15 protein-coding genes are annotated in these 14,094 nt (G+C 43.1%); 7 read left to right on the top strand and 8 right to left on the bottom strand.

The window, feature by feature from the left end:
• Window position 1: 1 nt before the first annotated feature.
• The 4 genes from recF to dnaA form a co-directional block, all read right to left on the bottom strand.
• On the bottom strand, window positions 2-1,114 hold the full coding sequence (recF, locus tag IGJ15_RS15960) for a DNA replication/repair protein RecF (protein WP_430599214.1): 1,113 nt from the start codon (window positions 1,112-1,114) through the stop codon (window positions 2-4).
• On the bottom strand, window positions 1,101-1,340 hold the full coding sequence (yaaA, locus tag IGJ15_RS15965) for a S4 domain-containing protein YaaA (RefSeq protein WP_008376781.1): 240 nt from the start codon (window positions 1,338-1,340) through the stop codon (window positions 1,101-1,103). Before yaaA ends, recF begins: the two co-directional genes overlap by 14 nt.
• 222 nt (window positions 1,341-1,562) lie before the next feature.
• Complete coding sequence (gene dnaN / locus IGJ15_RS15970) at window positions 1,563-2,693, bottom strand: DNA polymerase III subunit beta (protein WP_005226354.1); 1,131 nt, start codon at window positions 2,691-2,693, stop codon at window positions 1,563-1,565.
• A gap of 159 nt (window positions 2,694-2,852) precedes the next feature.
• A complete protein-coding gene (gene dnaA, locus IGJ15_RS15975) occupies window positions 2,853-4,190 on the bottom strand; it encodes a chromosomal replication initiator protein DnaA (protein WP_010748470.1) in 1,338 nt (445 codons plus the stop codon).
• Window positions 4,191-4,701: 511 nt separating this feature from the next.
• Between dnaA and rpmH the strand changes: the two genes are divergently transcribed.
• The 4 genes from rpmH to jag all read left to right on the top strand — a co-directional run bounded on the left by rpmH (window position 4,702) and on the right by jag (window position 6,937).
• Complete coding sequence (gene rpmH, locus IGJ15_RS15980; RefSeq protein ID WP_430599215.1) at window positions 4,702-4,836, top strand: 50S ribosomal protein L34; 135 nt, start codon at window positions 4,702-4,704, stop codon at window positions 4,834-4,836.
• Window positions 4,837-4,982: 146 nt separating this feature from the next.
• Complete coding sequence (gene rnpA, locus IGJ15_RS15985; RefSeq protein WP_008376940.1) at window positions 4,983-5,318, top strand: ribonuclease P protein component; 336 nt, start codon at window positions 4,983-4,985, stop codon at window positions 5,316-5,318.
• Window positions 5,319-5,336: 18 nt separating this feature from the next.
• Window positions 5,337-6,161, top strand: coding sequence for a YidC/Oxa1 family membrane protein insertase (locus IGJ15_RS15990; protein WP_010748469.1), 825 nt, complete (start codon window positions 5,337-5,339; stop codon window positions 6,159-6,161).
• A 17-nt stretch (window positions 6,162-6,178) separates the two neighbouring features.
• Window positions 6,179-6,937 (top strand): RNA-binding cell elongation regulator Jag/EloR, encoded by a 759-nt coding sequence (gene jag / locus IGJ15_RS15995; protein ID WP_081116711.1) that lies wholly within the window; start codon window positions 6,179-6,181, stop codon window positions 6,935-6,937.
• Window positions 6,938-7,141: 204 nt separating this feature from the next.
• Here the strand turns inward: jag and IGJ15_RS16000 are convergent, their stop codons facing one another.
• On the bottom strand, window positions 7,142-7,471 hold the full coding sequence (locus IGJ15_RS16000) for a heavy metal-binding domain-containing protein (protein ID WP_005226284.1): 330 nt from the start codon (window positions 7,469-7,471) through the stop codon (window positions 7,142-7,144).
• Between the two features lie 238 nt (window positions 7,472-7,709).
• Between IGJ15_RS16000 and mnmE the strand changes: the two genes are divergently transcribed.
• A complete protein-coding gene (gene mnmE, locus IGJ15_RS16005) occupies window positions 7,710-9,107 on the top strand; it encodes a tRNA uridine-5-carboxymethylaminomethyl(34) synthesis GTPase MnmE (RefSeq protein WP_010748467.1) in 1,398 nt (465 codons plus the stop codon).
• Window positions 9,108-9,140: 33 nt separating this feature from the next.
• Complete coding sequence (gene mnmG, locus IGJ15_RS16010; protein ID WP_010748466.1) at window positions 9,141-11,033, top strand: tRNA uridine-5-carboxymethylaminomethyl(34) synthesis enzyme MnmG; 1,893 nt, start codon at window positions 9,141-9,143, stop codon at window positions 11,031-11,033.
• Window positions 11,034-11,138: 105 nt separating this feature from the next.
• On the opposite strand, the gene IGJ15_RS16015 is transcribed toward mnmG, so the two are convergent.
• From IGJ15_RS16015 to IGJ15_RS16025, 3 genes are all read right to left on the bottom strand, one after another.
• On the bottom strand, window positions 11,139-11,657 hold the full coding sequence (locus tag IGJ15_RS16015; RefSeq protein WP_005232932.1) for a helix-turn-helix domain-containing protein: 519 nt from the start codon (window positions 11,655-11,657) through the stop codon (window positions 11,139-11,141).
• A gap of 16 nt (window positions 11,658-11,673) precedes the next feature.
• Window positions 11,674-12,141: a DUF5626 family protein gene (locus IGJ15_RS16020; RefSeq protein WP_034695231.1), complete on the bottom strand. Its 468-nt coding sequence runs from the start codon at window positions 12,139-12,141 to the stop codon at window positions 11,674-11,676.
• A gap of 350 nt (window positions 12,142-12,491) precedes the next feature.
• Complete coding sequence (locus IGJ15_RS16025; protein WP_430599216.1) at window positions 12,492-12,932, bottom strand: DUF2188 domain-containing protein; 441 nt, start codon at window positions 12,930-12,932, stop codon at window positions 12,492-12,494.
• Between the two features lie 256 nt (window positions 12,933-13,188).
• On the opposite strand from IGJ15_RS16025, the gene IGJ15_RS16030 reads away from it, so the two are divergent.
• Window positions 13,189-14,082 carry an SDR family oxidoreductase gene (locus tag IGJ15_RS16030; RefSeq protein ID WP_005226260.1) on the top strand — a complete coding sequence of 298 codons (894 nt, stop codon included), beginning with the start codon at window positions 13,189-13,191 and terminating at the stop codon, window positions 14,080-14,082.
• The last annotated feature ends 12 nt before the right edge of the window (window positions 14,083-14,094 follow it).

Consider the following 14,094-nt stretch of genomic DNA (forward strand, 5'->3'; position numbering starts at 1 on the left):
TCTATTCTCCTTTAATATGTCCTTGCTCTACATAAAAAATCTCTGCTTCCACAGACATTTTGTCTTTCACATGTTCTAATGTCGTCGTTGTCAGAAAGGTCTGAACTTTTCCTTCAATGGTCTCCAATAAATGCAGTTGTCGGGAATCATCCAGCTCACTCATGACGTCATCTAATAAAAGGACGGGATATTCCCCCGTTTCTTCTTTCATCAAATCGATTTCTGCCAATTTAACACTTAAGGCGGTCGTTCGCTGCTGGCCTTGCGAACCAAAGGTCTGAACATTTTTCTCATTGATCAAAAAATCCAGATCGTCTCGATGGGGACCTGCCAACGTGACTTGCCGAAATCGTTCACGGTCTTTGACTAGTGCCAAGGCTTTGACAAATTGCTGTTGGATCTCCTCCAGCGTACTCGCCTCACCAGGCACATTCGATAAGTAATCGATCTGCAAGGTTTCTTTTCCTTGGCTGATCTTTTGGTGCAGCTGATTTGCCCAATACGCCAAGCGCTGAACAAACCGTTGTCTGGCTAAAATGATTTTACTGCCGAAAGCCACCAGCTGTTCCGTCAAAACATCTAAATAGATCTCATCGGTCTGTTTTTTTTCATTCAGCTGTTTTAAGTATTGATTGCGCTGTTTCAAAACGGATTGGTATTGAACGAGATCATAGAGATAGATTGGATCGATCTGCCCAATTTCCATATCGAGAAATTTGCGGCGGACTTGGGGACTTCCTTTTACAAGGGAGAGGTCTTCTGGAGCAAATAAAATGACATTCAACTGCCCTATGTAACTACTGAGCTTTTTTTGCTCAATGTGGTTTACTTTCGTTTTTCGTCCTTTTTTTGACAAAAACAGTTCTAACGGGATCGTTGAGCGTCCCCGACTGACACTGCCAGAGATCCGCGCCCCTTCTGTGTCCCAGCGGATAAGCTCTTGCTCACTGGAGGTGCGGTGGCTTTTGGTCATCGCCAATACATAGATGCTTTCTAAAATATTGGTTTTTCCTTGCGCGTTTTCGCCTAAAAAAATGACCAGACCTTTCTCAAAAGGCAGTGTCAGCGAATCATAGTTCCGATAATTGCTTAAATGCAACTCATTCAGCCGCATCGGCGTCTTCCTTCTTCACCATAAAAAAAGTACCTTCATCAGGTAGCTCAACACGCATTCCCGCATACAATTTGCGCCCTCGTCGATTTTCCGGCTCGCCGTCGACAAAAACGGTGTGCTCTGCAAGGTACCATTTCGCTTGGCCGCCGCTGCTGATCACACTGACTTCTTTGAGCATTTGTCCAAGTGTCATATATTCCGTTTCTAACGGTATTTGCATTTTCATAATTCCCCTCAATTCTATCAAAGAGCGTTTAGCTCTATTATACTCTTTTTTTGCCAAGAAAACAAATTCATCGGCATATTTTTCATTCTCAGAAGACTTACTGCTTTTAGACAAAAAAGAAGCCAAAATAGAAAAAAGGGCTTAAAAACGATTTTAAGCCCTTTTAACTCATTTATTCATTTTCAGATGATTGTTTCAACTTTTTTCAAAAGACATGAAAAATTAGTTGGTTCGCACCGGTGTGATCAGCTGGATAAAGCTGCCTTTGCTCTCTGTCGGCTCCAACGTAAATGGACGGATCGCTGAGATAAAGCGGATCACGATGCTGGTGTCACCAAATGCTCGTAGTGCTGCTTTCATATAGTCAGGGTTGAAAGAGATCTCTAATGGGTCGCCGGTCACTTTTTCAAAAGAAAGATCTTCTTCCACTTTTCCGATTTCTGGTGAGTTTCCATATAAGACAACGGCTTCTTCGGAGATCGCCAAACGAACGATGTTGTTACGGCCTTCATGAGAAAGCAATGACGCCCGTTCGATGGCTTGTAACAATTCTGGCACAGAAAATTCAATCTCAGTATTGAAGCTTGAAGGAATCAGACGATTGGTATCTGGGTAAGTTCCTTCCAATAAACGAGAATAGAATTTCATGGTTTTCGTTTGGAACAACACTTGGTTATCCATAATGCTGATTTGGATCGCTTCTTCTTCATCTGTTAAGGAACGAGAAAGTTCCGTTAAGCTTTTGCCAGGAATCACGATGTTGAAGGCTGTTTCTCCGCTTTCCAATGGAATCACCCGTTGGCTCAAACGGTGTGAGTCCGTCGCAACAGCTAATAATTTTTGATTTTCTAAGACAAAGTGGACCCCAGTCAAGATCGGACGGCTTTCGTGTTGCGAAACCGCAAAGACTGTTTCACTAACGACCTTATTCAATACGTGGGCTGGAATCTCGATCGAATCTTGACTTTCGACAACTGGTAAATGTGGATAACTATCGGCATCCAATCCGTTGACGGTAAAGTTGGCTTTTCCAGAAGTGATCGCTACTTGATTATTGTCTAAAACTTCTAACGTTAAGGTACTTTCAGGCAAACGACGAACAATTTCGCTGAAGAAACGTGCTTGTAAAACGATCGCTCCTGTTTTTTCGATTTGCATTTGCGCTTTTTCGTTTTCCACACTTAAAAAAGTTTCAATGGAAATATCGGCGTTGCTCCCAGTCATGGTCAATCCTTTTTCTGAAAGGGATAATTTTACTCCAGTTAAGATCGGGATGGTGGTTTTGGTTGAAATCGCCCGTTGGACAGTTTGTAATTCTTGCATGAACTCTGTTCGGTTTAAAGTTAGCTTCATAGCGATACTCCTTTAATTTATAGTTATTAAATAAAAGTAATAGTAGTAATAGGCTTGTTAGTAATGTGGATAACTCGAGAAAAGAGTGAGTAGACTAACGAAAATGCCTGTGAATAACTTGTGGACAACTTTTTTGGTTCTTCTTTTCTTATCCACAGATCAGCTGAAGAGGATTTGTTTGATTTCAACGATCTCATTTTTGATCGTGGGATCTGTTTCGACTAAATGCTGAATTTTTTCATGGGCATGAATGACCGTTGTATGGTCTTTGCCGCCAAATTCGCCGCCGATTTTTGGTAAAGAACTATCGGTCAGTTCTCGAGAGAGATACATCGCGATCTGGCGTGGGACAACGATGCCTTTGACCCGTTTTTTCCCTTTTAGATCATTGACATGAATGTGATAGTATTTTGCGACTTCTTCTTGGATCTGCAAAATCGAAACTTGGGTCGAGCCATGGCTTGATTTCAAGGCTTTGATGGCTTCAGCTGCCAAGCTCGTTGTAATGTCTGAGTTTTGCATCGTAGCAAAAGCTTGCACCCGCACGAGTGCTCCTTCAAGTTCTCGGATATTCGAATCGATCTGCCCAGCGATATAACTTAACGTATCGTCGGGGATCTCCAAGCGTTCGGCTTCGGCTTTTTTCCGCAAAATCGCAGTCCGCGTCTCTAGATCCGGCGGGGTGATATCAACGGATAAGCCCCAAGCAAAACGGGAAACCAAACGTTCCGGCAAAGTCGGGATCTCATTTGGCAAACGATCACTTGTCAGGACGATCTGTTTATTATTGCGATACAGTTCTTCGAAGGTATTAAAGAATTCTTCTTGGGTTCCTTCTTTATTGACTAAGAATTGAATATCATCCACCAGCAAAAGATCAACATTGCGGTATTCGTTTCGAAAATCTTCCATTTTGTTCTTTTGAATAGAAGTAATGAAATCATTGGTGAAATTTTCACTACTAACGTACTTGATTTTGGCATTGGGACGTTTCAGCAACATTTGATGACCGATCGCGTGCATCAAGTGGGTTTTCCCTAAACCAACGCCACCATAGAAGAACAGCGGATTATAAATAGACCCAGGATCTTCTGCAACAACTAAAGCAGCAGCGTGGGCCATCTGATTGCCTTTCCCGATGACAAAGGTATCAAATGTGTATTTTTCATTTAAGATCGATTTCGGCGGCCGCTCGTTTTCTTCTGCAGCTGTTTGAATAGTAGAAGGGGCTGTTTTTAAAGCTTCTGCTTCTTCGACAGTCACAAAACTAGGAATCAATTCTTCACCAGTTTTCATAAATCCCATTTCAACAATTTTGGCAGCTAGATTTTTTTCCCAATAAGATTTATGAAGATCGCTGGGTACTTCGATCAGCAGCTGATTTTTTTCAAACGACAAGACATTGGCAGTCTCGATCCAAGCACTATAACTGGCCGGATTCAGCTCTTCTTTAAAGGAACGTTGAAGATCTTGCCAAATAGAATCAGCAGATGGCATAAATTGTCCTCCTATAACTAAGAATAGATATAACTAAAATAGCACGGATTGAAAAAGTTTTCCACAGATTACGATAAAAAAGGTTAGAAAAAAATACTTTTCCACAAAACGGGATAAAAGAAAAATGGAAATGCACATGTTCGAAATTCGACTATCCACAGGTAGAAAAAGAATGTGCATAACTATAAAAAAATTTCCTTTATCCACAGATCGATGTGAAGATCACGCCTTGATAACACTAAGTTTTAGGGTAGTTATCAACAGTCAAAAAAGTGATTGTGGAAAACTTTTCTACAGGCTGTTCGTTTGTGGAAAAAGCCAAAATAACTCTGGGGAAAAAGTTATCCACAAAAATTAGCTATAAACAGCAAACCCACACAAATCAAAGGGATTGTGGATAAAGAATGCCTGATTTTGAGCAAACTTCTTATTGACAAACTAGTACTTGACTCGTTATACTATCAAAGTATGTCTGTGCGCATAAGCATTATCCTGATGGAGGTGGAAATAAATGAAAAGAACGTATCAACCAAATAAACGTAAACGTCAAAAAGTTCACGGATTCCGTAAACGTATGAGTACAAAAAATGGACGTCGTGTTTTAGCTAGCCGTCGTCATAAAGGCAGAAAGGTTATTTCTGCGTAAGCCACTGAATGCCAGTGGTTTTTTTTATGCCGTTTTTGCGGAATATAGTGTCTGACTTTTGGCAAATATGGTATTATTGACAGGTGAGTGGTTACGGATTCAATCCGTTTCGCGAAGCTTAATTGAAAGAAGTGAAGGAACCGAAGATGAGAAAATCCTATCGAGTAAAAACAGAGCAAGATTTTCAAAAAGTTTTTCAGGCAGGAAATTCTTTTGCAAATCGGAAGTTCGTGGTGTATGTCTTACCTAAAGAGCAATCACATTTTCGAGTTGGTTTATCTGTAGGGAAAAAAGTCGGTAATGCAGTGAAGCGAAATGAGGTCAAACGCAAGATTCGTGCGAGCTTAACGGAAATGAAACCGCGAATCGAACCAGCGATCGATTTTATTGTGATCGCCCGTCCAAGTATCGCCACTTGTTCCTCAAAGGAAATCTACTCGAATTTAGAGCATGTCTTAAAGCTTGCCAAAATTATTCATTAATGGAAAGGAATTAGTTACGTGAAAAAAGGGAAACGCGTCTTACTATTTTTGGGAGTTCTCTCATTAGTAGTTGTCTTATCTGCCTGCGGTGCAACAGGTGAAGTAAATGCACAAAGTACCGGTCTATGGGATCGTTACATCGTTTATTATTTTGCAGAGGCGATCAAAGCCCTCTCCTTCGGCAATGCCGGGATCGGGATCATCCTCTTTACATTGATCATCCGGGTCATTTTGATGCCGTTGATGCACTTTCAAACCAAAAGCATGCGCAAAACGCAAGAATTACAACCGAAGCTAAAAGCGCTGCAGCAGCAATATGCGTCAAAAGATACAGAAACACAAAGCAAGTTAAAAGAAGAAACACAACGTTTGTATGCGGAAAACAATGTCAATCCCTATGCCGGCTGTCTACCATTATTGGTACAAATGCCGATTTTGATGGCCTTGTGGCAATCGATCTCACGGGTTCCTGCTCTGCAAGAAGGAAAATTCTTATGGCTGCAGCTGGGTGATCGTGACCCATACTTCATCTTGCCGATTTTAGCGGCGCTCTTTACTTTTGCAAGTACCTACTTATCAAGTATGAGCCAAGTGGAATCAAATGCGAGTCTGAAAATCATGAATTTCGCTATGCCAATGATGATCTTACTGATGGGGATCAACATTGCCAGCGGTCTTTCCTTGTACTGGGTCGTTTCCAATGCATTCCAAGTTGTGCAAACAATGATCTTAAATAACCCATTCAAGATCCGCCAAGAAAGAGAAGAAGCTGCCCGCAAAGAACGCGAGCGTGAACGTGCGCTGAAAAAAGCAATGAGTCCTAAAAAGAAACGGAAAAAATAAGAGGAGGTTGCACTGCAATGCCGATTTATGAAAATCTGACAGTAGATGAAGCAATTCAAGAGGGATTGCAAGTCCTTGGTATCACCAAAGATCAAGCAGTAATCGAAGTCCTGGATGAAGGAAAAAAAGGCTTCTTGGGTCTAGGAAAAAAACAAGCACGGGTCTCCATTGAAAAACGAATCGTTGAAGAACCGGCACCCGTTGAAGAAGTACCAGCAAAACCGCTGGTAGAACCAGATCCTGTGACGACAGAGGATGCAAGCAGTGTGATGGAAGCGGCCGCGAGCGAACCTGTTTTGCTGACGGATCTTTCAGATGAGGAAGCGCTGGCTCAGCTGGGACTCTATCTGACAAATATTTCAAAAGCATTGAATGCACCCGCCTTAGTAAAAACCGCTCGTCAAGACGGCGTGATCGTCTTTCATTTAGAAACGCAAAAACAAGGCATTTTGATTGGGAAGCACGGCAAAACCTTGAATGCACTGCAATATTTGGCGCAAGTGTATATTCACCGCATCGCGAAAAACAAATTGTCGATTGTAGTGAATGTCGGAGATTACCGTGAAAAACGTCAAGCGATCTTAGAACGTTTGGCTAGCCGTACTGCTGAAAAAGTCAAACGAACAGGCCGCCCGGTCTTTTTAGAGCCGATGCCGGCGTTTGAAAGAAAGCAGATCCATTCCGTATTGAGTAAAGATGCGTATGTTCAAACTCATTCTGAAGGGGATGAACCGTATCGCTACTTAGTAGTGGAACCTGCGGACAAACGAATTTAATGAAAAAAGGGAAAGGCGGTCTGACAAGCCTTTCCCTTTTTTGATGGGAAAAAGCGATTGACAACAAATTTAAAACCAAGTATCCTTGACTAGAAATCATTCTTATCAAAGTCAACATACGTTACGTAGGTCAGCCTTTGGTATCAAAAAAGAGTCCGTATGCCGCGGACTCTTTTTTGTATTTTTCTTTGATGATAGAGGCAATTAGCCGCCGATGGTTGATTGAGTAAATTGAACCACTGTACCATAGGCAAAGATCTCAAGGTAGGTTTTGTCGCCTTCGACGATGCGGTCATGTTCGAAATGACAGTTGATCACTGCATTCGCTCCGTAGCTGTGGGCGGTTTCTTTTAAGCGATAGGTCACATCTGCCAACAGGTCGTTCAAATTCACAGATGTATCAAATAGATCTACTTCGATTTTGTCTGCCGCAAAGACGATATCCCGCACGACGTAAGGCCGATTCACGTTTCCTGTCGATAAAATGATTTCTTTAATGCGAGCAGCGCTGTTTGATGATTTGATGGTTTCCATAATAGATCCCTCTTTTCTTATTCTTTGCTTTTATTTTAAAGGTTTTTGCGGACAGATGCAAAATTTAAAAGTTTTTGAAGGAAGCTTGCGACTCGCGCAAAAATGTGCTAATCTATTTCCAGAATTTAATTGACAAGCAGTCAAAGTGCTAAGTCTACTCGTTTTTATTGATTTTCAATCAATTTGACGGGTGGAGTGGGCACTTTTTTTATGTGAAAAAATAGGAGGAGCAAGCAACATGGCGAATATTACGCAAGAATTTGATACGATTGCCGCGATTTCCACCCCGCCAGGCGAAGGGGCCATCAGTATTGTGCGATTAAGCGGGGAAGAAGCGATCGCAATTGCGGATCAGATTTTTCAAGCAGGCACTAAAACCCTCGCCCAAGTGCCTAGTCATACGATCCATTATGGTCATATCGTGGATCCAGAAGAAAACCGTTTGATGGATGAAGTGATGCTATCAGTGATGAAAAAGCCGCGGACCTTTACCCGAGAAGATGTCGTTGAGATCAATTGCCACGGCGGGATCGTTGTCGTCAATCAACTCTTGCAGCTGGTTTTACGACAAGGCGCACGGTTGGCTGAGCCGGGAGAATTCACGAAGCGGGCCTTTCTAAACGGACGGGTTGACCTTTCTCAAGCCGAGGCGGTGATGGACTTGATTCGTGCCAAGACCGATAAGGCGATGAATCTCGCAGTCAATCAGCTGGATGGCAATCTTTCCCACTTGATTCGGACCTTACGCCAAGAGATCTTAGAGACGCTGGCGCAAGTTGAAGTGAATATCGATTACCCTGAATACGATGATGTGGAAGAATTGACGACCCGCTTATTGCTAGAAAAAGCCACGATGGTCAAAGGGCAGATCCAAGCCTTATTAGCGACTGCCCAACAAGGAAAAATTTTGCGAGAAGGTTTGAGTACTGCGATCATCGGTCGGCCGAATGTCGGTAAATCCAGCTTATTGAACCATTTATTAAGGGAAGAAAAAGCCATCGTGACAGACATTGCTGGTACGACTCGAGATGTCATTGAAGAGTATGTCAATGTTCGCGGGGTACCATTGAAACTGATCGATACGGCTGGTATCCGCGAAACAGAAGATGTCGTTGAGAAAATCGGAGTCGAACGCAGCCGCAAAGCATTGGCAGAAGCGGAGTTGATTTTGCTGGTTCTCAACCAAAGCGAAGGATTGACCCAGGAAGACAAACAATTGCTGGAGCTGACTGCTGGCAGCCGTCGGATCATCTTATTGAATAAGACCGACCTTGAGCCAAAATTAGCACCTGCTGAGCTAGCGCAGTACGCAGCAGATGAACCGATTTTTTCTGTCTCTGTGTTGACCAACGAAGGCTTAGACCAACTGGAACAAGCCATTGCCGATCTATTCTTTGGGGGCAAGACCACCGATAAGGATGCTTCCTATCTTTCTAATACTCGCCACATTGCCTTATTAGAAAATGCCGTTCAGTCGTTGTCTGAGGTCATCCAAGGGATCGAAGCAGGAATGCCTGTCGACTTGGTTCAAATCGATATGACACGCTGCTGGGACTATCTAGGAGAAGTTGTCGGCGACAGTGTCCAAGATGAGTTGATCACCCAATTGTTCAGTCAGTTTTGTTTAGGAAAATAAAGAATGCGCCACTGGCGTAAAAAGGAGAACACCATGCAAGAATATCAAGCAGAAAGTTATGACGTGATCGTTGTTGGTGCCGGCCATGCCGGATCAGAAGCTGCCTTGGCAGCCAGCCGAATGGGGGCAAAAACCCTCTTGCTGACCATCAACTTAGACATGGTCGCATTCATGCCTTGTAATCCCTCCGTCGGCGGACCAGCAAAAGGCGTCGTGGTGCGCGAAATCGATGCTTTAGGCGGAGAAATGGGCAAAAATATCGACAAAACCTACATCCAAATGCGGATGCTCAATACAGGAAAAGGTCCCGCTGTGCGGGCCTTGCGGGCGCAAGCCGATAAACATGCCTATGCGGCTGAAATGAAACGAACGATCGAAAAAGAAGCCAATCTGACACTGCGCCAAGGAATCGTTGAAAAGCTGATCGTTGAAGAAGGCGAATGCCGTGGCGTCGTGACCTCTACAGGCGCTCGTTACCAAGCCCAAGCTGTAGTGATCACTGCGGGAACAGCGTTGCGAGGAGAGATCATCATTGGAGAGTTGAAGTATTCTTCTGGACCAAACAACTCCCAGCCATCGATTGGACTAGCCGATCATTTGAAAGAGCTTGGCCTAGAGATCGCTCGTTTTAAAACGGGTACACCACCGCGGGTGAAATCCAGCACCATCAACTATGAGGTAACGGAGATCCAGCCTGGCGATGAACAACCGAATCACTTTAGTTACAGCACACCCGATGAAGCCTACAATCAAAACCAAGAACCTTGCTGGTTGACCTATACGAACGAAGGGACGCACCAAATCATCAACCAGAATTTACACCGGGCGCCGATGTTTACAGGGATCGTTGAAGGAGTAGGTGCCCGTTATTGCCCATCTATCGAAGACAAAATCGTGCGTTTTGCAGACAAATCTCGTCACCAACTGTTCTTGGAACCAGAAGGGTTGAACACCGAAGAAGTGTATGTTCAAGGGCTTTCTACTTCTATGCCAGAAGATGTCCAAGTCCAAATGCTGCATTCCATCGCAGGTTTAGAAAAAGCGGAAATGATGCGGACGGGCTACGCCATTGAATATGATGTCGTGGTGCCTCATCAATTGCGTCCAACATTAGAAACCAAAGTCATCGAAAACCTCTTTACGGCAGGACAAACCAACGGAACCAGCGGCTATGAAGAAGCGGCCGGTCAAGGCTTGATCGCAGGCATCAATGCTGCTTTGAAAATTCAAGGCAAAGAACCCTTCATTATGAAACGCAGCGACGGTTATATCGGTGTGATGATCGATGATTTGGTGACCAAAGGAACCAATGAACCTTACCGCTTATTGACCTCTCGTGCCGAATACCGCTTATTGCTGCGTCATGATAATGCGGATCTGCGTTTGACCGAAGTGGGACATCAAATCGGGCTCGTCCCAGAAGCACAATACGAAGCGTATGTAGCGAAAAAAGAAGCTGTTGAAGCAGAAATTAAACGTTTATATAAGATCCGCATCAAACCAACGCCAGAAGTACAAGCGTATTTGACTGCTAAAGGGACGGCAACCTTGAAAGATGGTGTTTTAGCAAATGAATTCTTGCGTCGGCCTGAAGTGACGTATGCCGAAATGCTGCAATTTATCGAAGCCAATGAAGCATTGAAGCCAAAAGAGATCGAACAAGTCGAGATCCAAATCAAATACGAAGGCTATATCAAAAAAGCTCTCGAAAAAGTGGAGAAACTCAAACGGATGGAAGCCAAACGCATTCCTGAAAACATCGACTATGCCGCTATCAATGGCTTGGCAACAGAAGCCAAACAAAAACTGCAAAAAATCCAACCCGAAACCATCGCCCAAGCGAGCCGTATCAGCGGAGTAAACCCAGCTGATATCAGTATTCTGATGGTGTATATCGAACAAGGGAAGATTGCAAAGGTTAACTAAAGACGGTTAATATTCTTTGAATAACCAATTCATAAATGATAAATAGAGTGTCAAAAGCCCGCTGCGAATTGTTTTCGCAGCGGGCTTTTTGTCTTAATAATTGACTTATTCCACTTTTTCAATCGTAGTGGTTCCCCAATTCATGATGTTGCTGAGATGGACATAACCATCGTACAAATTCAAGAATATCGAGAAGGCACAGACGATATAGATCAATACATAAAAATTATTGGCCTTTTTGTTACGCCATAAGACAAAGCCATCTAAAATCAAACCTAATGGAAAGAGAAATGAGCCGATTCCAGCTAACAGTAGCAAGAGCAGACTTTCATCTTTTTCCGTTGCCATCGTTCTTTGGAGTAACGACAATTTTTCTTTTTTGTCGTTGATTTCTTGATTGTTGGTTTCGATCCGCTCTTTTAAGGCTTCGTTCTCACGTAAAAGCTCATCGATCGAGACTTGGTAGAGATCGCTCAACAAAATCAAATTCTCAATATCTGGATAGCCGCGCCCATTTTCCCATTTTGAAATCGACTGGCGTGAAATCTGTAATTTTTCTGCGACAGCTGTTTGCGACAATCCGGAAGACTCGCGACAGCTTTTTAATTGTTCTGCTAAAGCCAATGTATGCTCCTATCTGCTATTTAACAACTAGCTTCCCATTTGAGATCGTGGTTACGACACTCCCATTGGTAGTGATTATACCTGCTTTTTGCTTAAACGTACAGGTGGCTTTGGTGGACGTGTGAGTTAATGAACTAGAAGTGATACTTCCTCTGTGAGCAACTAAACTTAAATTCGAAGTGCCTGTAAATTGATTGCGGCTATTGACCGTTACATTATAACTAGCAGTCCAATTACCTGTGGATGTTTTTGACACACGATACGTTCCCGCTGCCAGATTTGCTCGGAATGACGGCAGTTTTTCAATGGTCAAAATCACCTCGTTGCCTTCTTCATCTACCGTAACCAGCTGCTCATAGGGACTATCTGATGCTAAGTCATAAACGAGTTCAGGTTCTTCCACTGTCTGGGCGGCAGCTGGGAGAGCAAAGAGGAAACAAAGAAAAATAAACGGCACAAAAAATAATTTTTTCACAAACACCACTCCTTGTACTTTTAATAATTCAAGTATACAAGGTTTATTTAGTTAAAGAAAGTACAAGCTAGTTTACAGGGGTAACGGCTGGTTCACAACTGTTGCTAGATCAGCATTTCATAGACTTATTTTTTAGGATGTCGAGAAATTTTAAACGTAATGGTTCATTCAAAAGGTCTTCGTTTTTTAGGTTTCTGACAATGAAACGTTGCTTTTTAAAAGAAACGTTAAAGAAGCGGTTGCTTTAGTTTTAACCAAACCTAGCTGTAAAAGGAAACAAAAAAGCGAAAGAGAAGGTAACGTTTCGCGCCGTTAAAACGACAAACGTAAGACCTCCTTCCGCTTTTTTGCGGCCAATTTTATTCTCCTAAATCAATATCCTTTTGATGGTCACCATCTTTTTTATAAACGTTCACCACGGATTCTTTGTTTTCGGCAATTTCTTTGGCACGGGCGATGGCCTCTGCTTTCTTATCGAAATGATCACTGGCACGTTTTGCTCCTTTGGAACGGACTTGCCATTTGTCGTCTTCATACACAACTTCTACATCCGCATCCATTAATTTTTCCGCATTCTTATTGGTTTGATGGGTATCGTCTTTTTGCGGATTTTTTTCTTTCTGAAAAGCTTTCTTCTCCTCTTCATCTGCATTGTCATACCATTTTTCTGCTTGACTCGTGGCGATCGGGATCGCCCGATCATCGGCTAGCAGGGCATTGGCGATATCGATCGCTTTTTTACGAACTAAGGGGTCTAGATTCTTCATTGACGCAGGATAATCACGGACATTCCAAGGCATTGTTTGTTTCCTCCTTTTTCTTGATCCAAGGTCATTTTCTTAGGGGTTCCCTTTTACAGGTACTACCAGTTACTACTTATTAGTTTACCCCCTTCTATAAAAAAGGGAAATCATTTGATTTCTGGTCAAAAATGGGGGCACTTTCTTTTTTCATTTTCTAATAAACGAGGATTTATTTTTGTTAACAAAGCGTTATATTTCCCAAAAAAAAATGAATGGTTTAGAATTTTATTATAGAGAAAAGGAGGACGTAAGAATGAGTGAACCTATTTTGACTGATCCACGGGAACTTTATCACACGGGTAAATACAGCAAACAGGAACAAGATACGCCTGCTTTACAAGAAGAAATGCGACCAAAACCTGATTGTGGTGAAGAATCTTATGAGGGAAGTCAGCAGTTAGAAAACCGGCGGGTACTGATCACCGGTGGGGATTCTGGGATCGGACGAGCAGCAGCGATTGCCTTCGCCCGTGAAGGAGCAGACATTGCCCTACACTTTTTCCCAGGAGAAGAAGAAGATGCCGAAGAAGTTGCAGGGTACATCAAAGAAGCTGGGCGCAAAGTGATCTTGCTACCCTATGACCTGCGAGACGAAGCGGCACCACAAGAGATCGTTGACAAAGCGGTGGCAGCATTAGGTGGGTTAGATACATTAGTATTGAACGCGGCACAGCAAATCACGCGGCCATCGATTGCAGAATTACCGATTGAACAAGTGAAAGACACCTTTATGGTAAACATTATCTCAATGTTTGCATTAGTCAAAGCTGCTGAGCCGCACTTACCGGCTGGGGGAGCGATCGTGACAACGACTTCTGTCCAAGCCTTTAGTCCAAGTGCCCATTTAATGGATTATGCGGCAACCAAATCGGCTATCGCTAGTTTTACAGTCAGCTTGGCGAAACAATTTGCTGAAAAAGGAATTCGCGTCAATGGGGTAGCCCCAGGACCGATCTGGACACCATTACAGTTAGATCATGGCCAACCGCAAGACCAGCTGCCTGAATTTGGTCAGCAAGCGTTACTTGAGCGGGCAGGACAACCAGCTGAGCTGGCACCTGTCTATGTCTTTTTAGCTTCCAATAAAGCTAGCTATGTGACAGCACAGATTTATGGTGTTACCGGCGGAGAAGCCATCAACTTGTAAGCTTATCAAAAA

Origin of the sequence: Enterococcus sp. AZ079 (assembly GCF_050547255.1) — a bacterium.
In the GTDB taxonomy this organism is placed as follows: domain Bacteria; phylum Bacillota; class Bacilli; order Lactobacillales; family Enterococcaceae; genus Enterococcus_D; species Enterococcus_D casseliflavus.